This is a genomic window from Vibrio sp. 1F263 (assembly GCF_041439035.1).
Taxonomy (GTDB): Bacteria; Pseudomonadota; Gammaproteobacteria; order Enterobacterales; family Vibrionaceae; genus Vibrio; species Vibrio tasmaniensis_A.
On record NZ_JBGONI010000009.1, the window covers coordinates 124,564 to 148,550 of the forward strand.

Genomic DNA, 23,987 nt, shown 5'->3' on the forward strand with positions numbered 1-23,987 from the left:
AAAAGTAAAAACATAGGACGTTGGCATGAAAATACTGAAAAACTACATAGCCCTTTCTCTGTCTGCTTTGGTTCTAGGTGGCTGTACTAGCTACCCTGAACAAGGCACCGGCGGTTTGGCTGAAAGTTATGACTCTATTAATTACCAAAATTCCGACTTTTCTCCTGTCATGCCAGACGAACCTCTTGGTCCTGAACACGGGTTACGTTTTGATTGGCAACTGGCTAAATTACATCTTGATGCCTTGATTCAAGAAGGCGCCCGTTGGTGCTTCCCCGCTGCTGTTGTGCAAGCGATAGAGAAGCAAAATCGTATCGCTCGTGAACTACAAGGAGGCCTGCTTCTAGATGCAGCCAACGACCTAGTCATTCAAAGAAAACGCTTAAATGAACTTGAAGTCCAACTGGACTATGTGACCTCACAAGCCCGCTGTGAACCACCAAAAAATGAAAACCAATTTAGAATGCAATTGTCGGTTATCGAACAGTTGTACGATCTGCTTAACGTTGACAACCAATTCGCGGAAAACTCTACCGAAGTCAATCCCAAGTACATGGGACGACTTGCCGAGGCGACCACACTACTGAAAGAACATAAATCTCTAGACCTTGTTGTTACGGGTCATGCCGATGCTACGGGTACCGAAAAATTTAACGATGACTTGGCACTTGGACGTGCTAAACAAGTCGAACGCTACCTGACTATTTTTGGCTTAGGTGCTCAGCGAATTAAAGCCGTGTCTGTGGGTGAAACTGTCCCTCTTTTTGAAGGCGAATCAGACGGTACCCGTTTAACTAACCGCCGAGTGAGTATCGAAATTATCTCCCCTAAAAATGCCGAGAAAATGGGAGGTGGATTATGAAATTATTGATCGCTTTTATCATCACCCTATCGTTAAGCTTTACGAGTGTCGTGAATGCGAGCGAAGAGTTTTCAGACGCGGTTCAAGTCGGTGACCTTATCCAAGTTAACGTACCCGGTGAAAGTACGTTGAACACAGGGTTCCAAGTGGATAAGCGTGGCCGCATTACCCTTCCTGAAGTTGGCGCCGTATTTGTTGCCGGTTATGACAGTGAGCAGCTTAACAAAGTCGTTCTAGAATCACTGGCTACCGCTTATAAAGATCTTTCGAACGCTTCGGTGTACGTCAAAGAACAACAAATCATTATTTATGTTCAGGGTTATGTCGAACAGCCTGGCGAATACACACTGGCATTGGGTTCTAGCATCCAAATGGCGCTTTACGCAGCCGGTGGATTACGTCCAGGAGCACAACTGGACAAATTGATTCTTAAGCGAGGCGCGGACAAGAAAGAGTTTAACTACAAACGTTTCCTTGATTCAGGTGACGAATCAACGCTACCTACTCTGCAATCACTGGATTCGCTTTTTGTTCCAGCATCGCCATTAGTAGGCAATATTGAACAAGAGTTCGATGCAGCAAAGCTTGCTAACTCTGGTGACAGTGCCGACTCTCGCAATTCAATTAAAGTATTTGGCGAGGTAAACGCACCGGGTTCGTTCACTTATAAAGAGAGCACCGATCTTGTTGACGTACTAATGCGCTCGGGCGGTGTGACTCGTTATGCCAGTGTTGAGCAAATCCGAGTAATTTCAAACAACACGCCTACGCTGTTCAACCTTAAACGTTATTTAGATTCTGGTGACGAAAGCCTACTTCCAATCTTACGCCCGGGTGCAACCATTTTTGTGCCGAAGCAAGAAGAAGAGATCAAATCCGGCGCCAATATGGTTTACGTCATGGGTGAAGTTGCCGCTCCCGGCGCTTTTGAAGGAAAAAGAGACGCCACCTTCATGGATATCCTTGCGAATGCTGGCGGTCCAACTCGATTTGCAGAATCGCGCCAAATACGTGTGATCAAAGCGGATGGCAGAGTACTTAAATTCGATTTAGCGGCTTACACAGAAGGCCTACCTAACTCTAATCCACCGAGCATTGAGGCCGGTGACGCTATTTTCGTTCCAGAGAAAACCGACATGAACGAGAAGTCTTGGTTGAAGATTGCGCCAGACAGAGCGGTTAACGTTATCGGTGAAGTCAACCGACCTGGTCGTATTGAATGGTCAGATGAAATGAACTTCATGGGATTATTGGCTCACGTCGGCGGTCCTACGTTGCGAGCGGACACCTCAAAAATTGAAGTTGTGACGGGTAGAAAGATGGTTGTATTTAATCTTGATGATTTCATCAGAAATGGCGCGCCACGAGATCTGATGCCGCAAATTCGTGCAGGCTCTATTGTCCGTGTCCACGACTTACCACAAGACCCTTCAGACAATAAATCTCAATGGGTACGTCAAAGCTCTGATGCTTCGATCTACATCTTTGGACAAGTGAATGCACCCGGTCGTTACCGCTTCACCAAAGACATGCACTTTCTAGACATTTTGTCTGCGGCTGACGGCCCTACTAAGGATGCTGATATACACAACGTTCGTGTCACGCATCGTGATAAAACCTACTCTAAAGTAAGCAAACTCAATTTATCACTGTACTTCGAAACCGGTGACGAATCATTACTGCCAAATGTAACCACTGGTGACACCATTTACATTCCAGAGAAAGGTAAAAACTGGTTAGACACACCGAAAGAAGAAACCGTTCGTGTGCTTGGTGCGATTAACAACCCAGGTCGCTATGTGTTTAACGACAACATGACCATTTTAGATATATTGGCAGAAGCGGCAGGCCCTACCGACAATGCTTACGTAGAGAAAATTACCATTGTGAATATGTCTTGTTGCCAAGGCCAAGCTCGTACCTTCGACCTTGTTGAATTCAGCAAAACAGCCAATATTTACAACCTACCAGTACTGCGCGCTGGTGACACTATCTACATCCCAGATCGCCGTGAGAGCTTTATGGAAAAAGCTCGTGTAGGTCTAGAAGACATATTACGTCTAACAACAATGATCGTCTTAATAGGAGCTTTATAATGACAATTTCAGCGACCCATGCCGAAGTCGAGCAACTGTATTTAGCTTCTGAACTTAACGGACAGAAATCGATTTGTGTGACTGCCTGTCATTCAGGTGACGGGGTAACCTCTGTTGCAACTGCATTAGCAGAACGTTTTCTCCTTGCTGGTCATTCTACGCTTTATGTTGACCTCAACTTATACAACCCTGCTTTCAAAGATTTGATGATGTTAGAAGACAGTCAACAGGGGCAGTTAATAGAACATGTTGAGTCTCACCGGATGTTCATTGGTGTTCCTGCACCTCAAGTGGCATCAACACAGCTTGCTTATAAAGACCCGACAACGTTACAAAAAGTGGTCAACAAATGGCTAGAGAAATACGACAGAGTCATCATCGACACCTCACCGCTTCTCAACATTAACAAAGGGAATATCCCTGCACAGTCTGTTGCAAGTGCCTGTGACAGCACATTGATGGTTGTCGCCTATGGTGAAACGTCAACTCACCACCTAGAACAAGCGAAAAAGCTGCTTGATGCTCAGAGTATCAATCTAATGGGCAGTGTGATGAACATGAAACAAACTCCTAGCTTTGCACAAGAGTTGGTAAGACAAATCAATCGAATGAAATTCCTTCCAGCTAAACTTCGCGATAGCTTGGCAAACAAGCTGTATCAAAATGAGTTTTTAAACCTGCCGATGTAAGTTTTTCGCGCCACTGTAACTTTCTTGTACAACTATAGCTTTCTTGTACAACTGTATGGCTGTCATTGATACGATGACAGCCGCCTACCCTATTAAATTTCAAGCCGCGACAGCTCTAAACACCCCAAAACCAAATTGGGTGTTTTTGGCGAAATTATTATTGAAAATAAGATTTTAAAAACCATTCAACGCATTTCACACACGTCAAATATGGTCTTACCACCTTTAAATCCCTTCAAAAATCAACAGCCCCATGCCTAACTTTAGCGGTAATGTGACACAGACGGTTAAAGTGCCATGTAAATCGCATCAAAGATGGAATTCGTACGATTATTCCCTAAGATTATAAATAGAGGTGGTTTTTGACGAATTTGTAATAGTTTGACAAAGTTATCCGATGGCTGTTGAAACACAGTGGATGAATTGGCAAATCACACTTCACTGACTTTGCACGTTTATCTATTCAAACTTCACCCATCCCTCCTTCTGCTCAAATGGTTCAAATACACGGAAAGGATCACCATCGAGCAATTTAGATAATCAATTTACCTTGGTTACCTTAGTTGTATTATTAAAGAGAAAGGAAACTCAATATGAAATACAAGTTAAGCTCCGTATTTTTGTTAGTAGCAGCAGCCAGCGGTAATGCTAACGCTGGAGAATGTGGCAGCGTAACAATCGCAGATATGAACTGGAACTCTGCAACACTGATCGCCAATATCGACCAATTCATCCTAGAACATGGTTATGGGTGTGATGCCGAACTTATCCCTGGCGACACCATGCCAACAGGCACATCCATGATTGAAAAAGGCCAGCCTGATGTTGCACCTGAACTTTGGAGCAACAGCTTAAAAGACGCATTGGACAAGGGTGTCCAAGAAAAACGTCTTCGCTACGCAGGTAAAGCACTTGTGAATGGCGGTGAAGAAGGCTTTTGGGTTCCAGCTTACTTAGTTAAACAATACCCAGAGATGGCAACCATCGAAGGTGTACGTAAAAACGCTAGCTTATTTAAGCACCCTGAAGACCCAGATACATCAGCATTCTACAGTTGCCCAGCAGGCTGGAACTGTCAGATCAGCGCCGGAAACTTGTTTAACGCTCTTGAGCTGGAAGACAGTGGTTTCACGATTGTTGATCCAGGCTCGAGTGCCGGCTTATCTGGCTCTATCGCAAAAGCTTATGAGCGCGAAGAAGCTTGGTTTGGTTACTACTGGGCGCCAACTGCCGTTCTAGGCAAATACGACATGGTTAAAGTTGACTTTGGCAGTGGTGTTAATGAACAAGAGTTCTTAACTTGTACCACCAAAGAAGACTGTGATTCACCTAAAGCGACCATGTACCCGCCTTCACCCGTTCACACTATCACCACTGAGAGTTTTGCGTCACGTGCTCCTGAAGCTTATGACTACTTCACTAAACGTGGTTTCACAAACGACAAAATGAACTCGCTGCTTGCTTGGATGGAAGACAATCAAGCCGATGGTGAAGAAGCGAGCTTGCATTTCTTGAGTGAATTCCCAGAAGTATGGCACCCATGGGTTTCTGAAGAAGTGGCTAAGAAAGTTGAAGCCGAACTGTAAAAGCTTGGTTTAACAACAAGCAATTACGCTTCAACAATAGAACAGAAATAACGTCGCTATACTTGATGTTATTCATGATTCGGAGCCCTTTTCATAGGCGATTACCTCATCGTATGAACAAGTGGCGCCGAACTATAAGGATATAAAATGGCTGACACCAATTGGTTATCAACCTTTCCAGAGATGGAACGCGCTGATTTACGAACCATAAAAAAGACGCTAGATGGCGCATACCGTGAATTCTCTCGTGAATACGGTGAAATGATTGAATCTCTATTTGACCCTCTTCTTTCATTCCTGGTTTGGTTTGAAAAACTTCTTATCTCAACCCCTTGGATTATAGTCCTCGCTGTTTGTACAAGCCTTGTCTACGCCGCGAGTCGCTCTTGGAAACTGGCTTTAGGTTGTGTCGCTTCCCTGCTCCTTATTGGTTACTTTGGTATGTGGGAAGACACCATGCGTACGCTTAGTATCATCACTGTGTGTACCTTGGTTTCGATATTCTTAGGCATTCCGATTGGCATTGCGATGGCTCGTTCGAATCGAGCGCAATCTATCGTTACGCCGATGCTTGATATCATGCAAACCATGCCGGCATTCGTTTACTTGATCCCAGTGGTAATGCTACTCGGCATCGGTAAGATTCCAGGGCTAATCGCCGTGGTTATCTACGCGATTCCACCTGTGATTCGTTTAACCAACCTAGGCATACGCTTAGTCGACAAAGAAGTATTGGAAGCGGCTACCGCTTTTGGTGCGAGCAAAAAGCAACGTTTATGGGGTGTTCAACTACCGTTAGCGATGCCAACGATCATGGCGGGTATCAACCAAACCATCATGATGGCACTGTCTATGGTTGTGATCGCATCAATGATTGGTGTTAAAGGCCTAGGACAACCGGTTCTTAAATCCATTACCAACCAATACTTCACATTAGGCTTGATGAATGGTTTCGCCATTGTGGCCTTAGCAATCCTTTTTGACCGCGCTTCGCAGGCGTACGCAAGAAGAACCAATGCGCACCTAGGAGGACTCAAGCATGACTAAACCATTGATTGAGATTAGTGGCCTATACAAAGTGTTTGGGCCGAAACCGATGTCTGTTATGAACCGAATTCAGAACGGCGAACACAAAGACCAGATTCTTGCTGACACGGGTCATACCGTTGGTTTGAAAGAGATTAACCTTGAGATTAACCGTGGCGAAATCTTCGTTATCATGGGGCTTTCTGGTTCAGGGAAGTCGACTTTGATTCGCCACTTCAACCGTTTGATAGATCCGACTCAAGGTAAAATCATGGTTGAAGGCATCGATGTGATGAGCCTCAATACCAAGCAATTAGAAGAGTTCCGTCGTCATAAAATGTCGATGGTATTCCAACGCTTTGGCTTAATGCCTCATCGCACCGTGGTAGAAAACGTTGCGTACGGTTTGGAAGTACAAGGTATCAAAAAAGAAGACCGTTTAGCGAAAGCCAATGAGTGGTTAGAAACGGTGGGGTTGAAAGGTTACGGCAAGCAGTACCCTGCCCAGCTTTCTGGCGGTCAACAACAACGTGTTGGTCTTTCTCGAGCTCTGTGTACTAATGCTGAAATCTTATTAATGGATGAAGCGTTTTCAGCGCTCGATCCTTTGATTCGAAGTGAAATGCAAGATCAACTCATTGAACTGCAAGAGAAGCTTCATAAGACGATTGTTTTCATCACCCACGATTTGGATGAAGCACTTCGTCTCGGCGACCGAATCGCAATTTTGAAAGATGGCGAGTTGGTACAACAAGGTACGCCACATGAGATTCTGCTGAATCCAGCCGATGACTATGTAGAGGCATTCGTTAAAGACGTAAACCGTGCTCGTGCCTTGACCGTTGAAACCGTTATGCAGCCCCCTCTCTATCGAATCACATCTGAAACGATTGAAGGTGCTTTGGCACAAATGAAGATGCTGAAAAATGACTACGCTTATCACGTAACGGATGAAGGCTATCAAGGTCTAGTCACACAAGAGAGCCTACAGGATGCAGTTGAAGATTCATCGGTGCATGACTTCAGTGAAGAGATATACGAAGAAGTTCCAGCCATTTTGCCTGATGCGGTGATTGAAGAAGTGCTACCAGACACTATGTCTTGTGACTATTCTCTTCCGGTTGTTGATGAGGACGGTAACCTAAAAGGTGAACTAGAGAGAAGCGCTGTTGCTGATATCTTCTCTGAAAGTAGCGAGGAAGAAGTAGAAACCGACCCAAAGCCAAAGATTGATAAAGCTTCGTAGTTCAACTTTTCGTTATCTAAAGCACGGCTGTTTAAATTATCGCTATTTGGGTTATCGGTATGTGGGTTATAGCTTTTTAGCTTAGCCAAGCGAGTTAACTGGCTCTAAGACCACTGTTGTTAGTAACTGCAGTGGTCTTTTTTATGTGTATCGGCCTCGCTTTGTCCTGCACTCTCCCCTTTAAGCTTATAAGTACCCAGGCTAATAGGTGCCTAAGTTTATATTTCATAAGAGAAAACAAATTTAAATAAGTTCGTTAGGTTTGTCACAAACATAGTGGCAATTCCGGCGAGAAGGCAATTAATTGCTTCGTTTATAAGGCAAGCAGTTGAAATTATTCTAGAAAATGACTAGAACTTAATAGGGGCTGTTAACCTTTCGAGCTGGGTTTTTCAGCATCTTGTGGAAAATTAATACAAGGAAGAGGCTTTGACGTGTAGCTGGCCTACATGAAAAGTCTCTAACGCAGTAGAAATGAACCACAAGGGCTGCCCGAAGGGTTCGAGCTAGGCGCCCCCACAAAAATCGTTTTATGCTTTGTTGAAGAATATTTGCTTAGAATGACTAGGCTACATACTCTTCGCCGCACCTAAAACGATTTTGACTAGGCGTCCCCATTCGAACAAAACTTAACCACGAAAGGTCAACAGCCCCTTTACTCATGGATATTAGGCTCAATAGAAGGACTTAGTTTGATGAATTCCACTTTAGCGTCAGACACAGCTGCACATCTAAACTCACAAGAAGTTAGCGAGCTTGTTGATGAAAGCGTTCTAGAGCAAATGATTCGAGATACAAGTGCGGATATTATCCCGATCTTGATCGACCATTATGTCGAAGAATCACAAACACGGTTGGTCGCCATAAAAGAGGCTGTCGCTCAGCACGACGCTCAAACACTTGAGTTTGAGGTCCACACTCTTGGCAGCACGGCGCTATCATTAGGTAATCGCCCTTTGGGTGAGTTGGCTCGCGCTTTAGAGAAGCAATGTTTAGAACAGAGTCACGATGCGGCATTTCTGCAAGTTGACGAATTACTAGAACTCGCAGAGCGTTCAATCAAAGCCTTGCTTGACAGGAAACAGGCAGGCTTCAGTTAACTTTGGATGTTCATATAAGTATCAGATAAAAACTCAACATAGTCGTTATTAATATAGTCGCCATAAAGATGCGAACCAGTATGAGTAGCAATGCGGGAAATTCTACACACCGCGCCTTAAAAGATTGCATGCGGTAGATAACAAATACACAAGACTCGTATTGATGGTTCCATATCACTATGTTATTGATTGGTTAGGATAAAGTTTCAAAAGGAATACACAATGCGCCCTAAGGTATTGTTAGTTGAAGACTCCACCTCACTCGCCGTACTCTACAAGCAGTACGTAAAGGACGAGCCCTACGATATCTTCCACGTCGAAACCGGCGTGGAAGCTAAGACCTTCATTGAAAGGCACTCTCCACAGCTTGTTATTCTCGACCTTAAGTTGCCCGACATGCCAGGGGAAGAAGTCTTAGATTGGATTAGTACGAACGAAATACCAACCGCCGTCATTATCGCGACGGCACATGGCTCAGTAAACATTGCTGTAGACCTTATCCAGCGCGGTGCGGAAGACTTCTTAGAGAAGCCCATTCAAGCCGACCGACTAAAGACCTCTGTTCGCTTACATCTAAAAAGAGCTAAGCTAGAGAACCTTGTCGATGACATGCAAAGCAAGTTCGATCGTGACCGCTTTCATAATTTCATCGGCTCTTGCCTACCTATGCAAGCGGTTTACAAAATTATCGATTCGGTAGCACCAACTACCGCCAGCGTGTTTATTAACGGTGAAAGTGGTACGGGTAAAGAAGTGTGTGCGGAAGCGATTCACCAAGAGAGCCAGCGCAACAGTAAGCCCTTCGTTGCTATTAACTGTGGTGCTATCCCTCGAGACCTAATGGAAAGTGAAATCTTCGGTCACGTTAAAGGTGCATTTACCGGTGCGACAACCGACCGTAAAGGTGCCGCAATGCAAGCGCATGGCGGCACCCTATTTCTCGATGAGCTTTGTGAAATGGAACTGGAGATGCAGAAGAAGCTCCTACGATTTTTGCAAACCGGTACGTTTACCCCACTCGGTGGCAACCGCGAGATTAAAGTGGATGTCAGAATTATCTGTGCGACCAACCGCGATCCACTGGTTGAGGTAGAAGAAGGACGCTTTAGAGAAGACCTTTACTATCGTGTTCACGTTGTGCCTATCGAGATGCCACCGCTTCGTGAACGAGGAAGTGACATTGTCACCCTGTCTAATCACTTCTTGAAGCTGTACGCGAAGCAAGACAAGAAGAAGTTCAAATCAATAGACAAAGAAACGCAGAATCTACTTAAACGTTATGCGTGGCCAGGCAACGTACGTCAGTTGCAAAACATCATCCGTAACATCGTGGTGTTGAACAATGAAACGAGCGTGACCAAAGACATGTTACCGCCTCCTATTAATAAAGTAGACGCAGCTCAAGCCACGAAATCAGTGACACCTATTCGAGTAGCTGCACCCCAAGCTGCTGTTGTGGAAGCACCAGAAGCTAAGTTGCCACCTATTACACCGGAAGAGTTGGATCAATCCTCAGTTGTCCCCGCTAACAACGATCCGATGACGCCCGCATTTACAACAAGCGAAGGTGCTATTCGTCCAATGTGGCAAATAGAGCGCGAAGCTATTCAACATGCCATCAATCATTGCGATGGGAATGTGTTAAACGCTGCCGTGCTGTTAGAACTTAGCCCTTCTACTGTTTATCGTAAGAAACAGGCTTGGGAATCGGAAGATGAGTACAATCAAGCCTAGCCAAGGTGTACTCAACGTAAACCTTCACGAGATTTGGCTGTTGATCGACAGCCAAACTTTTGGAGGCATAGAAACGCACGTTTTAGAGTTAGCACAAGGCCTGATATCTGAAAGCGCCCAGTATTCAGAGGCTATTCGAATCGTTCTTTTGACTAAGTTTAATCCTGAAGCGATCATCGTTGAAAAGTTGAATGCGCTGAACATCCCTTATAGTTACCTCTCCGATTTAGCCTCATACTCTGCAGGTTCAAGCGGCAATAGCGCGACACAGCTTAAACGTGCAGCTCATCATTATGAGCCAAGGCTTATCCATGCTCATGGTTACAAAGCCAGTTTGGTCAGCAAACTAATAAAGCTCCCACCTCGTTTTAACAACACCAAACAAATCACCACTTATCATGCCGGTGAAACTCCAACAGGCAAAGTATGGCTTTATGACTGGCTCGACCGTTACAGCAGCTTTCTTTCTGATCAGTCGCTCGTGGTCAGTGAGAAGATTAAAGCGAAAGTGCCGAGTAAAACCCATCAATTGAATAACTTTGTTAAAGTCCCTACCGGATTAACAAAGTCCCCTTCATCAAGCCCATTCCATGTTGGCTTTGTGGGACGATTAAGCCACGAAAAAGCGCCAGATCGATTTGTCGCATTAGCCAAACCGTTTCCTGATGTTCGGTTTGAGCTTTTTGGTGACGGGCCAGAAATGGAAGCGTTAGTTAAATCGCAGCCTGATAATGTTACCTTTCATGGGCATCAGACCAATATGGACGACGTCTGGAGCCAAATCGATTTGTTAATCATCCCTTCCCGCTTTGAAGGCTTACCTATGGCGGCATTAGAAGCCATGATTCGCGGCATTCCTGTCCTCGCCACCTCAGTTGGTAACTTGCCTAAACTCATCGAGCACCAAGTTAACGGCTACCTCGCCAATTCAGAAGCTGAACTAGTACAGTTTTTATCTTTGTGGATGTCATTGTCGATTGAACAACGTGACTCTCTCAGAAGTAACGCGATAGAAACGGTCAAACACCAATATTCGCCACAAGCTGTTGTCCCGAAGTTGTTGGAAATCTACCAACTCGATCGTTAATCCTAGTCTTAGTAGATAACTGGTTATTTTAGCTTGATAATTTAGCCGTTTTAGTCAGTTTTATACTGATTCTCAAAATGACACATCTCAACTTAAGATTATAGTCTTACTCAATAATCCATCATTAAATCAGTTGGTTAAATGAAATGCATAACTGGCACTCGCTTTGCAATCTTTAACATCACGCGTTAGATACGACTTTCAAATGTATAACGATAGAGAGCTGCCATGAATAGTTTACTCAGCAATAGAGATTACAATGCTCACCCCTGAAGCCAATAGATTGCCAGTCATCATCACTATCAGCACCTTGTGTGTTGGGCTTGGTATTGTTTGGTACTTTGTGCCTCACCCTGCTGTCATTGTCGCGCTCGCTCTTGTGCCATTAGCTGGGTTATTCGTGTTAAACAAGACATTCTGGCTAGTTCTACTGTTCGTTGTCTTTTCATTTTTCCGAATTCACGAAGCCATACCTCAACTCTATTCGTTAAAAATACCGCTGATGCTTTCATTAGGTGCCCTGTCAGCTCTGCTCTGGCATGCATTAATCAGTAAAGAGCTTAAAATCTTCTGGCACCCTTGTTTAAATTGGCTCGCCATATTTTGGGTCTTGGTTTTCATTGGTATTATCTTCGCGTCCAACAGGCCAATAGCACTTGCAGAATTCAAAGGTGTTTATTGGAAAATAATCGTCATGACGCTTGCGATTACTTGGTTAGTAAACACCACGGAAAATCTTGCAAAAACCGCGATGACGATTATCTACGCAGGCGCTTTAGTCAGTTTTATTGCCGTGTACAACTCAGTAAATGGTATTGGGCTTGTTGAAGGCTCGCGCGTAACTATTGGGCGCGATTTTGGATCTATGTTAGGTGACCCTAACGACTTAGCACTGGTACTGATGTTCCCACTCGCCTTTACGATAAGCCAAGCCACCACATCTGGCATCTCACGGTCCAAACGTTTCATCAGCGCCTTAGTCTGCCTGTTACTGCTTGCCGCCATTATTGCGACTCAAAGCCGTGGCGGATTACTGGGTTGTATTGCGGTGATTGGTATTTTTGCGTGGAAACTAGTTCGTTCTAAAGTCCTGTTAATCTCCGTAGGAACCATCGCGGCCGTGGTGCTCTATTTAGTTGCGGGGATCTCAGACAGAGCTTCTGGTGGTGCCGCTGAACAAGGTATCGATGAATCTGCAATGGGTCGAATATATGCCTGGGAGGCGGCAGTAAAAATGGCGGTTGAGAATCCACTGACTGGCGTAGGGTTGAACAACTTCTTCTCGAACTACTTCTTTTACAGTTCGCATTGGGACGGACTGAATCACGCCGTTCACAGTACGTGGTTTGGTGTGTTAGCAGAGACTGGCTTCATTGGTCTTATCATTTTTGTCTGCCTTATCGTTTCTTTGATCAAAACCTCCCGATCCACACTCACCAGATTAAAAAACTCAACCAGAGAAATCGCACCTGAACTAAATGCGGTCGCGTATGCGATCTATGCAGGCCTGATTGGAACAATCGTGTCGGGTACATTTTTGACTCAAGGCTTCAACTGGCCGATTTATATCCTCGCAGCGCTCACAGTTTGCGTCTCTAACGTATCTCAAACTGCCTGTCAAAATGAGAAAACCTAAAACCCACATTTTAACCCATTGAAAATATTATATTTATTAAATGGCACAGTATATGAAAGTACTTCTATATAACAAGATAGAGGAGTTTCATTATGACGTCAGTATCTATACATCAATTCAAACATTGGCTTAAGTTTCATCCTAATTCTCGAATTAGAAATGTGTTTTTCATTTTGAAAGACATCAGAAGCGCAGAGCTACCTACCCCTCAAATACTTAATCGTTGCCTCTATCAAGCGCACAAGCTAGTGGTGAATTTGGTTTCTGGCTTGACGAGATTCTTCTACTGGACACCGGCTTTCAAAGGTCGTGTCGCTCAGTGTGGTAAACGCCTGTACTTGTATGGTGGTCTGCCTTTCGTCAGCGGTCCGGTGCAAATTACGATTGGCGACAACTGCCGTATCTCTGGCCACACGACATTCTCTGGTTGTACTCAACCACTTGAAGGCTTGGAACACCCATTATTGTCGATTGGCAACAACGTCGACATCGGTTGGCAGTCGACGATCGCTGTTGGCGGTAAAGTCGTTATCTCTGACAACGTACGAATCGCTGGCGGCGCGTTTCTATTTGGATACTCTGGTCACCCGCTGGATGCAAAACGTCGAGCGCAAGGTGAAGGTGATGACCCTCAGCAAATCGGCGACATCATTCTTGAACCCGATGTTTGGCTAGGCACGAATGTGACGGTTAAAGGCGGCGTAACCATCGGCGAAGGTGCCGTTATAGCCGCAGGCAGCGTAGTAACAAAGAATATTCCTGCCTTCGCAATCGCAGGTGGTAACCCAGCTCGAGTTGTCGGCCAGATTAAATCCGTTGAAGTGACAGAATCCGATGTATTCGATTCATTAGAGACTCATGGAGGTGACCATGCGTGATTTAATCGTATTTGGTGAAGACTTTGGCGGCCTACCTTCATCGACTCAACATTTAGTTCGTCATCTTGCCAAGCAACACAAAGTCTTGTGGGTCAACTCAATTGGCCTAAGACAACCGAAGCTGTCCGCTAAAGATGCCACCCGAGCGTTCAACAAATTGTTTGGCAAAACCAAAGCCGTTACTCAAAACATGCTCAACTCTGAGGGACACGACAACATTACTATCGTTAACTTAAAGACAATCCCTGCGCCTGCTTCTAAATTTTCTAGAAAGTTGGCTCAGCAAATGATGTTGCACCAACTAAAACCAGTGATTGCCGAGCTTAATCTTAACGCGCCTATCCTATGGAGTTCTCTTCCGACTGCTGTTGATCTGTGCGGACACTTAGGCGAGTCAGCGGTTGTTTATTACTGTGGGGATGACTTTAGTGCACTTGCGGGCGTAGACCACAAGACGGTCGCAAAGCATGAATTAGAACTCATTGACAAATCAGATTTGATCTTCGCTGCTAGTGAAAAGTTGATGGACAAATTCCCTAGCGAGAAAGCTCAGCTCTTACCACATGGTGTCGATGTCGGACTATTTTCTACACCTGCACCAAGAGCAAAAGATTTACCAAGCAACCACCGCCCTATTGCTGGTTTTTATGGCAGCCTTTCTAAGTGGCTTGATTATGAAATGATTGTTCATGTCGCGACAGCAATGCCGGAATGGGACTTTGTATTCATTGGCCCAAATGAGCTTGATACGATCATGCTGCCTAAGTTGAGTAACGTACATTACCTTGGCCCACGTCCACACCATACGCTGCCAGGCTATTCTCAACACTGGGATGTGAGCTTGTTGCCGTTTGTTGATAACGAGCAGATCCGAGCTTGTAGCCCACTCAAACTAATGGAGTACCTTGCGGCCGGCACGCCAATTATCACAACTCAATTCCCAGCATTAAAGCCATATCAAGAACATGTCACCACAGTTGGTAGTGTAAACCAAATGATTTGGGCGCTTGATCATGCACGCCAGCTGAGCAATTCACCGATCTCTGTCGTCGAACAAGAGAGCTGGCAGAACCGTGGTAACTTCGTACATTGGATGTTGGAGCTTTTATGAATAATCTTAAGTTGCGCTTACTAGTCATCCTAAATGCCATGTGGCGCCAACGCTACGTTATTGTTCTCCCAATCTTTATTTTGCCCTTTGTTGGCTTCGGTGTGAGCAAGTTGGCCCCGACTAAATATGACGCGCATACCAGTATGTTGATTCAAGAAACAGCCAAGATGAATCCATTTTTGGAAGACATCGCCGTCTCTACCATGCTCAAAGATCGACTTAACGCATTGAGAACATTGCTTCACAGTCGACATGTTCTTTACTCGGTCGCTGATGAACTGCAATTAACTAGTCCAGATATGCCTGAGGTTGAGAAACAAGAGATCATTACTGACTTGTCTCAGCGTTTATCAGTTACTCAACTTGGAAAAGACTTTCTAAAGATAAGCTTAACGTCGAGCACTCCAAATGGAATGGAACAAACGCTTCGAGCGGTGAGTGAACATTTTATTGAACAGCTGCTCGCGCCGGAACGCTCGTCAATTGAGGACTCAAGTAATTTCTTGAAAATCCATATAGACAAACGTAGCGCGGAACTTGAAGAGGCAGAAGAAGCGCTAGCCGCATACATGAACGAAAACGTCCAATCGACGCCAGAATTGCAAAGCCAAAGCTTGAATCGCTTAGCGTCACTCAAACAAACACTGGCGGAAAAAGAGGCGGAATTATCGGGTGTTGAAAAAAGTTTAGGGTCAATCGACCAACAACTTTCTAAAACAAATCCCGTGATAGGTCGAATCGAAGACCAGATCATCGACATTCGCAGTGAGCTGACTCTGCTGCAAGCCAAATACACAAATAAACACAGTGCCGTACAAGCTAAAGTCCGTGAATTAGACAGGCTTGAAAATGAACGAAAAAGTTTGCTCGAGGTTACTCAGCCAACGATGAACAGCGACCAGCTTTGGGACATCGCAAGTAGCACGACACTGAACAAGCTTTCTGATACCCAACCTCTTCTGGTCACTCAATTACACAGCCTACAACTGGTTCGTGCTCGCTTTGAGTCTTTAACAGAAGAGACCAAAAGCCTTCGTACTATGATTTTCGAATTAGAACACAAGGCGAATAACTTCGGTGAAAATGCCAAAGAGATGTACCGCCTTAAACGTCAAGTTGAAATCAAGCGTCAACTATATGATGAACTGACAGAGCGTTATGAAATGGCTCAGCTAACGGGTTCGCTTGGTGTATTCGAGCAAAACAAACGTGTGAAGATTATCGATTTGCCTTTCACGCCTAGCATGAAATCTAACATGCCGACTTTTATCTTTATTCTGGCTGGATTTGTTGCGGGCATCGGATTGGGCATTGGTCTGGCGGTATTGTTCGAGCTGTTTGACTCTTCAATCAAGCGTAAAGACGAAATCGAAGAGATCTTAGGTGTCCCTGTGATAACGGTGATACCTAAAATGGGCTAGTCAGCCTCAAAAGCATGTTTAACTTGCTAGCCTCGTAGCCTCGTAGCTTCTTAGCTTCTTCTTATCTTTTTAGCTTCCTAACACTAAACGCCAACATTCGCTTGGCGTTTTTTTTGTCTAAAGCCTCAAGTTCTAACGCTACTTTCGATTAACCCAAGCCCTATGCTCCAAATAGCTATTCATTGATGTTTTGTTTTGATTCCCATTTTGAGAAACAAAAAACGCCCTATAGAACCATGATTTAAACGGTTGAAATATAAAGGTTATTTAATTGGCACAACTCCTGCAATCTCATTGTGTAGCTAAACGTTTTAAAGAAGTTACTTCAAGACAAATGTCAGAAAGGCGAAACAAGAATTATAAAGGCAGGGTCCAAATTATGAATACGCATTTAACGAAGCATGGTAAAAAGATCATACACGTTGTTCAACACCTCGCTCCCGGCGGATTAGAAACCCTAACGTTAGATTTGCTGCGCCTTGCTAAACCAACAGACCAAGTGTTGATTGTCAGTTTAGAAGGGACAAAAGAAGACTCGATCAACAACTGGCCGAAATTAAAGCAGTATCAAAATCAAATCGTCTTTTTGGACAAAGCACCAGGCGTACAATTCAGTATCATCATCAAATTGATGAAAGCATTTAACGGTATTCGACCCGATGTGGTTCATACCCACCATATTGGCCCCCTACTTTATGCTGGCTATGCGGCTCGCGTGACCGGAGTTCCAACTCGAATTCATACTGAACATGATGCTTGGCATTTGAAAAATAACAAACGTCGTCGCTTACAAGCCCTTGCATTGAAAGCGGCTCAACCAACGTTAGTGGCCGATGCAACACGCGTTTACAATCAGTTACGCTGTGCGTTTTCATACAAAAACATCATCACGATTAAAAACGGCGTAGATTGTGAGAAGTTTAAACCGATGTCAAAAGCAGACGCGAGAGCAAAGCACAACCTACCAACCGACAAATACATCATTGGTTGTGCGGGGCGTTTAGAGCACGTGAAAGGTCAAGACCAGCTGATTAAGGCACTTGCTCTACTGCCATCAAACACCGTTGTCGCACTGGCTGGTGATGGTGCAAAACGCAATCAACTAGAACAACTCACTGACCGCTTGAATCTCAGCGACCGTGTGATCTTTCTTGGCTTAGTGGATGACATGACCACCTTTTACGGAGCGCTGGATACCTTCTGCCTACCTTCACGCCACGAAGGGCTTCCTCTTTCTACACTCGAAGCCCAAGCATGTAACATTCCAACCGTCGCGATGAATGTCGGTGCGGTTGACGAAACCTTATGTCCCATCAGCAGTTCCCTCGTAAAAAGTGGCAGCATTGCCGGATTAGCCAGCGCGCTATTAGAAAAACAAAATGAACGCTTTCTGTCTCCTCGTCGTTATGTGCTCGACAACTTCGATATCATCAAAATGGTTTCGTATTACAACGACATCTCAGAAGGAGCATACGCATGATTGATTGGTTACTTGCGGGACTTTGTCTGTTTTCAGGTGCGTTAATTATCTATCATCACGCTGCCTATCCTTTACTACTACGCTGGTATGCGAAAAGCCACCCAGCACGTCAAATTGAAGAGAGCCATCGTTGTTACAAAGATGAACAGCAAGATTGTACGTTACCCACCATCACCATTCTTGTACCGGCATTTAACGAAGAGCAATGGATCGCAGACAAGATCCGTAACCTTGCTTCACTCGATTACCCAAAAAAGAAACTGCAAGTCATTATCGCTTGTGATGGTTGTACTGATGACACGGTCGAAATTGCTCAAATGACGATCCAAGAAGCGATGTGCAGTGATGTTCATTTTGAGATACATGACCATCAATTAAACCGAGGTAAAGTCACGGTTATAAATGAGGAAGTGACATGCATAACCAGTGACATTACAGCGATGAGTGATGTATCAGCCCTTATTTCATTGGATGCGCTGCTTATTGCCGCCGCTCACTTTGAAAGTGACAAAGTTGGCGTGGTAAACGCAACGTATCAGCTTTGCCCAACACGTAACGAAGGTGAAAATACCTATTGGCAGTATCAAACTGCCGTTAAAGAGTCAGAAGCTTCATTAGGTTCGAGCTTAGGTTCTCATGGCGCTTTCTACTTGTTTAGAACACACCTGTTCGAACTGCTTCCACTCAACACGATTAATGATGATTTCATCCTACCGATGCGAATCGTTAAACAAGGTTACATCGCAGAATACGAAACACAAATGGTCGCACTGGAACTAGAAGAATCAAATTTAGAAACAGATTTCAAAAGGAGACTTCGTATTTCAGCGGGTAACATGCAACAAGCGATTCGATTGTTTGGCTTGTTCAGCCCGAAGTTCAAAGGCATCGCGTTTGCGTTCTTCTCTGGAAAAGGACTGCGTCTACTCACTCCATATTTAATGATTGTGTGCTTGGTGTGCTCAATCTTACTTAACAACTACTTGGTATTTGAAGCGCTGTTGTGGGCTCAAGTTGCCGTTTATACCATTGGCGTACTTGGCTGCATCTTGCCAAAGCGTCTCGTAAATAAACCTATTTCATTAATCTCTTATTTGATAGTTGGACACTATGCCAACTTCATTGGTGGCATTCGTTACCTAATCGGACTAGAAAACTCACCTTGGACACGAGCGAATCATTAAGGACTTATTATGATGAACATTGAACAGCTATCTACCCAAAACTTATACCAATACAAAATCTCTCGTGCTAAACGTACTTTCGATTTCGTGAGTTCACTGATTGCTTTGATTTTGCTAGCGCCAGTATTTCCATTGATTGCGATGGCTATTGTACTCACTTCTCGTGGCCCGATTTTCTACCGTCAACTGCGTGTTGGTAAATCGACACCGGAGAAAATGGAAATCTTTGAGATCATGAAATTCCGTAGTATGTACGAAGATGCAGAAACGCGTTCTGGTGCCGTTTGGGCTACGGCGAATGACCCACGAATCACACCCGTTGGCCGATTTTTAAGAAAGACGCGTCTTGATGAGTTGCCACAACTGATCAATGTATTGAAAGGTGAGATGTCTCTAATTGGCCCACGTCCTGAACGCCCTACTTTTTACACCAAACTAGAGAACGAAATCCCCTACTTTGCTGACCGTACATACGGCGTAATGCCCGGTATTACTGGGCTAGCACAAGTAAATCAAGGTTATGATACCTGTATTGATGATGTACGTCGTAAAGTGGGCTTTGACCACAGTTATGCACTGAGTCTGTGCTCTATGAAATCTTGGATTGTGGCTGATCTCAGCATCATTTCTAAAACAATCATAGTAATGGTCGATGGACGTGGACAATAGGTGAGATGTGTTCGCGGTGATGGATGTTTTTTTATAGTCTACTTAAGGATATGTAACTCTTGACGCTTGATAGAGAGTGGCGACCAAATTGCTTAACAATTGGTCGCCACTTTTAATTTATATTGGAGTGTTTATGCTTATTTAGTATCTAAAGCTTAAATTGACCAACAAGTTGGCTTAATTGCCCACCAGCCTGTTTAAGTTCATCCACAGCGGTACTTGACGTTTCACTCGATATCAGCAGTGAACTTACAATGTCGCGTATAGTCACCAAGTTACGGTTTATTTCTTCCGTTACTGAGCTTTGCTCTGTTGCCGCAGTTGCTATATGGTCGGTCATTGCATTGATTGAGGCTACAGCGGTGCTAACATCATTTAAACCCGCTGATATATCATTTGATGAAGTCACAACATCCTGACAAGTATTACTACTTTCACCCATCGAAGAAACCGCTTGTTCAACCAACTTATGAAGTTCATCAAGCATGGTCTTAATCTCTAGCGTACTACCTTGAGTTCTACTTGCAAGGTTACGTACTTCGTCTGCTACTACAGCAAAGCCTCGACCTTGCTCACCTGCTCGTGCGGCTTCGATCGCTGCGTTTAGTGCTAGTAAGTTAGTTTGTTCTGCAATCTCGCCAATAACCTGTAACACACCATCTATCTTTTTAGACTGGTCGTGGAGTGAATTCATGTGTTGACTTGTGGTCACTACATTCTGTTCTAAAGAGCCAATAGATTGTGTCGACTTTTGCACAAGGTTTTGAGCATTATGAGCGTCATTGTTAGCTTCATTCGTTGCACTAGCCACTTGATGAGCACTTTGTGCCACTTCGTTTGCTGTACTACTCATCTCAGTAACAGCTGTCACCACCTGCTCTGTCTCGTGGTTGTGCTCTTGAAGTTGATTACTTAGGTGAACCGTTTGGCTACTTATTTGGTCAGTGGCCGTCGTAACATTATTTGTAGCTTTCGAAACATCAGTAATAATATTGTGGAGCTTGCCGACAAACTGGTTAAATGCTTTACCTAATTGTCCAATTTCATCTGTACCCGACACATTAATTCGATGGGTAAGATCACCTTCACCATTCGCAATGTCGATAAAGGTATTAAGCATATCTTTGATTGGGGCAATCATGCGTGAAGCAACATAAGACATGATCAGACAAGTTAGGGCTACTAATGCAAGCGCAGTAATGACAATTGTTGAAATTTGCGTTTGCATACGCTCACTGGCTTCTTGACGGTAAACCTCTGTAGCCTTAGCAATGTCATCAATATACAGACCCGTTCCTAAGAACCAACCCGTTCCAGAAATAGGAGCAGCGTAAGCAATTTTTGGTTGAGGGACCGACGATCCTGGCTTGTCGTAAATGTATTCAATGAAACCACCACCTCTTGTCGCCTGTTCATGTAGGCGAACCGTGATTTTGATGCCATTCGGATCTTTTAAACCGCCGCCATCTTTACCTTCAAGTTGAGGCTTTAGACTGTGAACAATGTAGTGATCGTTTTCGTCGAACACAAAGAAGTATCCGCTGCCATTAGAAAAACGCGCTTCTTTTAACGCGAATCTAACCGCTTCTTGCGCTTCTTCACCTGTACCAAAGCGTCGAACTACATCTTCAACTACAGATTGAGCGATCGTAGCTGCATCTTCAATATTGTTCTTACGTTCATCGGTTAAGACCGTTTGGTAATCTTGAATTTCATATTCAAGAGCCGATAGTTGGGAGTTAATAACAATTACTAGAGTCACAATCGCAACCAACATCGCTGGTACAATTGCAGACAAAAGCATCTTCATTTTCATAGATAAATTATACATAAGTAGTCTCAAACATTATATTCGCGAAGATATTACATCATGCATACTTTTAAATAAACGCCGTACTTATTGATTGTATCGATAAGGTGATTTCGTTTTTCATTAAGTCACCTGAGTACATATGTCTCATACACACCAATAGGTTATTAATTATTCGTTGTTTTTTCGATTTTATGTACTATTTGATATACGATAACTGTTGTCATCCAATACCCAAATTCGAAACCAACCCTATGAAAATCGAAGATCTTAAGTTGTTCACCACCGTTGTCGAACTGGGTAGTTTTACTGCCGCCGCTAATGCTCTTGACCTGCCGCGAGCTAACGTTAGCCGTAGAATTAACGACCTTGAGAAATCTCTCGGCATTCAACTGTTCTTTAGAACCACACGAAGCCTCTCCTTAACTAAATCTGGCGAGCTCTATTACAAAGAACTACTCAATGCATTAAGTGCGCTCGACAAAGCAAACCATGTCGCTTCCAACCTGTCAGAGGTTGCACACGGACAAATTAAGATTGGTCTATTGCCTGAAACCAGCGATATCATGCAGTCGACTCTGTTTAAATTCCAAGATATGTATCCTAAAGTTGAGCTTGATATTCGCAACATTAGTAACGGCTTTGTCGACATGTACCGTCAAGGGTTAGACCTCGCTATGCATGGTGGTACGTTGAGCGACGCAAACGTGGTTGCTCGTAAAGTGATGGTTCTTCAACGTATTTTTGTCGCAAGCCCTGAATTTATTGAGAAACAAGGCAAGCCTTCAAGCCTAAGAGAGCTCACTAATTACCCATTTGTTTGCTTCAGGTGGCCAAGTGGGGACATCGATAAAGAATGGGACATCAAAGATCACACCATCAAAGTAGAACCTTCGGTCGTCAGTGACAGCATTGGCTTTGTTAAAGGCGGTGTTATTCGACATAGAGGTATCGCGTTGTTACCAGAACTTTTGGTGCGACATCAGCTCAAAGACGGTAGCTTGATTAACCTATTCCCCGACGACAATCTTCAAAAAGAAGAAGCATGGTTGCTCTACCCTCAGCGTAAAGCATTAAGCCATTCAGCACAGCTTTTGATTGATTTTCTATTACAAGAACTTCCGAAACTCTAACTATTGTAATGAATATTGTGACAGTGTTTCACGAGCAGGCTAGATTATCCTAACGAAATAGAAAGATAGAATCGCTTCATAAATTCAAGAGGAGCAATCCATGAAGCCTATCTTTCAACATTCATCTATTTTTCAACGTTCGTCTACTTTTCAACAGACACCTATATTCAAATATACAGTCATTGCACTAAGCTTAACCGCCCTGTTTGGCTGTAATGACTCAGAGGCGACTGCGCCTCAAAAACAAGCTCGACCAATTCAAGTGATTCAACTTGAACCTCTTTCACATACGGCTGAAAAGTCTTTTACTGGCAAGATACAATCATCGGAAACGGCTGGCGTTGCGTTTCGTGTGCCTGGCACTATTCAAAATATGATGGTCTCTGTTGGTGATTCAGTAAAGAAAGGCCAACTACTTGCGCAGTTAGACCCTCATGACTATCAAGTTGCGTTAGAAGAGTTACAAGCACGAGCCCTTGAAGCGAAATCTGCACACAAATTGGCAACATCCGAACTTGTACGCGTAAAACAAGCCATCGCTGATAATGCGATTGCCGATGTTAACCTAGACCGTGCTATTAGCGGGTACGAACGAAGTGAAGCGGCGGTTAAAGTCGTAGAACAGAATATACGCCGTGCGAAAGATTCGATTCGTTATACCCAATTGCTCGCCCCTTTCGATGGTGTGGTTGCGGCATCCAATTTTGACCAGTATGAACAAGTAATGCCGGGCATCTCGGTGTTCACAATCCACAATCCAGATAAACTTGAAGTTAAAATTCAAGTACCTGAAAATTTGATTCATGAGTTCAAACCAAATCAAAGTTCTGTCATAGATTGGTATGGTTCAGAGACTAAACTAATTGGTTATGCCGCTGAAGTTTCAACGTCACCTCACCCAATCAAGCAGACCTATGCGGTTACTTACCATGTCGACTCCAGTGATAAATCGGTATTACCTGGAAAAGCGGTCACATTGACGACTCAACTTGGAGAAGCGAGCAGTAATTTCTGTTTGCCATATTCTGCGTTAGTCAATCAAACGGGTATCGAGCAAGTATTCACGGTTAAAAATGAACAAGCTCATGGCGTGACTGTGGATGTGATTTCTATGTCCAAAAACACTGTGTGTGTTGAATCGACGCTCAACGATGGCGACTTTGTGGTCGTGAGTGGCGCGCAATACGTGGTGGAAGGACAATACTTCTCCAATATTCAAGTTAAAAGCCTGTAGGTGAA

Annotated in this window: 19 protein-coding genes; 18 read left to right on the forward strand and 1 reads right to left on the reverse strand. The window is 44.1% G+C overall.

The annotated features are described in order from the left end of the window. Nucleotides 1–25 precede the first annotated feature (25 nt). The 16 genes from ACED25_RS08900 to ACED25_RS08975 all read left to right on the forward strand — a co-directional run bounded on the left by ACED25_RS08900 (nucleotide 26) and on the right by ACED25_RS08975 (nucleotide 19,805). Nucleotides 26–862, forward strand: a complete 837-nt coding sequence (locus tag ACED25_RS08900) for an OmpA family protein (RefSeq protein ID WP_017077265.1) — start codon at nucleotides 26–28, stop codon at nucleotides 860–862. After that, on the forward strand, nucleotides 859–2,958 hold the full coding sequence (locus tag ACED25_RS08905; RefSeq protein ID WP_371695098.1) for an SLBB domain-containing protein: 2,100 nt from the start codon (nucleotides 859–861) through the stop codon (nucleotides 2,956–2,958). The genes ACED25_RS08900 and ACED25_RS08905 overlap by 4 nt, the downstream gene beginning before the upstream one ends. After that, the gene (locus ACED25_RS08910; RefSeq protein WP_371695099.1) at nucleotides 2,958–3,647 is read left to right on the forward strand and encodes a chromosome partitioning protein ParA; all 690 of its coding nucleotides are present in this window, start codon (nucleotides 2,958–2,960) and stop codon (nucleotides 3,645–3,647) included. Before ACED25_RS08905 ends, ACED25_RS08910 begins: the two co-directional genes overlap by 1 nt. A 593-nt stretch (nucleotides 3,648–4,240) precedes the next feature. Beyond that, on the forward strand, nucleotides 4,241–5,233 hold the full coding sequence (locus ACED25_RS08915) for an ABC transporter substrate-binding protein (protein ID WP_009846760.1): 993 nt from the start codon (nucleotides 4,241–4,243) through the stop codon (nucleotides 5,231–5,233). A 147-nt stretch (nucleotides 5,234–5,380) separates the two neighbouring features. Continuing rightward, the gene (locus ACED25_RS08920) at nucleotides 5,381–6,280 is read left to right on the forward strand and encodes a proline/glycine betaine ABC transporter permease (RefSeq protein WP_009846761.1); all 900 of its coding nucleotides are present in this window, start codon (nucleotides 5,381–5,383) and stop codon (nucleotides 6,278–6,280) included. Further along, the gene (locus ACED25_RS08925) at nucleotides 6,273–7,505 is read left to right on the forward strand and encodes a glycine betaine/L-proline ABC transporter ATP-binding protein (RefSeq protein WP_371695100.1); all 1,233 of its coding nucleotides are present in this window, start codon (nucleotides 6,273–6,275) and stop codon (nucleotides 7,503–7,505) included. The genes ACED25_RS08920 and ACED25_RS08925 overlap by 8 nt, the downstream gene beginning before the upstream one ends. Nucleotides 7,506–8,200: 695 nt before the next feature. Next, entirely contained in the window at nucleotides 8,201–8,605 is a 405-nt protein-coding gene (locus ACED25_RS08930) for an Hpt domain-containing protein (RefSeq protein WP_009846763.1), read from the forward strand. Nucleotides 8,606–8,827: 222 nt separating this feature from the next. After that, nucleotides 8,828–10,339 (forward strand): sigma-54-dependent transcriptional regulator, encoded by a 1,512-nt coding sequence (locus ACED25_RS08935; protein ID WP_371695101.1) that lies wholly within the window; start codon nucleotides 8,828–8,830, stop codon nucleotides 10,337–10,339. Then, the gene (locus ACED25_RS08940) at nucleotides 10,320–11,426 is read left to right on the forward strand and encodes a glycosyltransferase family 4 protein (RefSeq protein WP_371695102.1); all 1,107 of its coding nucleotides are present in this window, start codon (nucleotides 10,320–10,322) and stop codon (nucleotides 11,424–11,426) included. The genes ACED25_RS08935 and ACED25_RS08940 overlap by 20 nt, the downstream gene beginning before the upstream one ends. Nucleotides 11,427–11,685: 259 nt before the next feature. Beyond that, complete coding sequence (locus tag ACED25_RS08945) at nucleotides 11,686–13,062, forward strand: O-antigen ligase family protein (protein ID WP_371695103.1); 1,377 nt, start codon at nucleotides 11,686–11,688, stop codon at nucleotides 13,060–13,062. Between the two features lie 92 nt (nucleotides 13,063–13,154). After that, a complete protein-coding gene (locus ACED25_RS08950) occupies nucleotides 13,155–13,940 on the forward strand; it encodes a DapH/DapD/GlmU-related protein (protein WP_012603969.1) in 786 nt (261 codons plus the stop codon). After that, complete coding sequence (locus tag ACED25_RS08955; protein ID WP_371695104.1) at nucleotides 13,933–15,051, forward strand: glycosyltransferase; 1,119 nt, start codon at nucleotides 13,933–13,935, stop codon at nucleotides 15,049–15,051. Before ACED25_RS08950 ends, ACED25_RS08955 begins: the two co-directional genes overlap by 8 nt. After that, the gene (locus tag ACED25_RS08960; RefSeq protein ID WP_371695105.1) at nucleotides 15,048–16,472 is read left to right on the forward strand and encodes a GumC family protein; all 1,425 of its coding nucleotides are present in this window, start codon (nucleotides 15,048–15,050) and stop codon (nucleotides 16,470–16,472) included. The genes ACED25_RS08955 and ACED25_RS08960 overlap by 4 nt, the downstream gene beginning before the upstream one ends. Nucleotides 16,473–16,851: 379 nt before the next feature. Next, nucleotides 16,852–17,952, forward strand: a complete 1,101-nt coding sequence (locus ACED25_RS08965) for a glycosyltransferase (protein ID WP_371695106.1) — start codon at nucleotides 16,852–16,854, stop codon at nucleotides 17,950–17,952. Further along, nucleotides 17,949–19,136, forward strand: coding sequence for a glycosyltransferase family 2 protein (locus tag ACED25_RS08970; protein ID WP_371695107.1), 1,188 nt, complete (start codon nucleotides 17,949–17,951; stop codon nucleotides 19,134–19,136). Before ACED25_RS08965 ends, ACED25_RS08970 begins: the two co-directional genes overlap by 4 nt. Before the next feature lie 9 nt (nucleotides 19,137–19,145). Then, nucleotides 19,146–19,805: a sugar transferase gene (locus tag ACED25_RS08975; protein WP_017097829.1), complete on the forward strand. Its 660-nt coding sequence runs from the start codon at nucleotides 19,146–19,148 to the stop codon at nucleotides 19,803–19,805. A 148-nt stretch (nucleotides 19,806–19,953) separates the two neighbouring features. Here ACED25_RS08975 and ACED25_RS08980 read toward each other — a convergent pair whose 3' ends face one another. Then, nucleotides 19,954–21,636, reverse strand: coding sequence for a methyl-accepting chemotaxis protein (locus tag ACED25_RS08980; protein ID WP_371695108.1), 1,683 nt, complete (start codon nucleotides 21,634–21,636; stop codon nucleotides 19,954–19,956). A 233-nt stretch (nucleotides 21,637–21,869) separates the two neighbouring features. On the opposite strand from ACED25_RS08980, the gene ACED25_RS08985 reads away from it, so the two are divergent. Continuing rightward, nucleotides 21,870–22,748 (forward strand): LysR family transcriptional regulator, encoded by an 879-nt coding sequence (locus ACED25_RS08985; RefSeq protein ID WP_017097827.1) that lies wholly within the window; start codon nucleotides 21,870–21,872, stop codon nucleotides 22,746–22,748. Nucleotides 22,749–22,848: 100 nt separating this feature from the next. Continuing rightward, on the forward strand, nucleotides 22,849–23,982 hold the full coding sequence (locus ACED25_RS08990; RefSeq protein ID WP_371695109.1) for an efflux RND transporter periplasmic adaptor subunit: 1,134 nt from the start codon (nucleotides 22,849–22,851) through the stop codon (nucleotides 23,980–23,982). Nucleotides 23,983–23,987 lie beyond the last annotated feature (5 nt).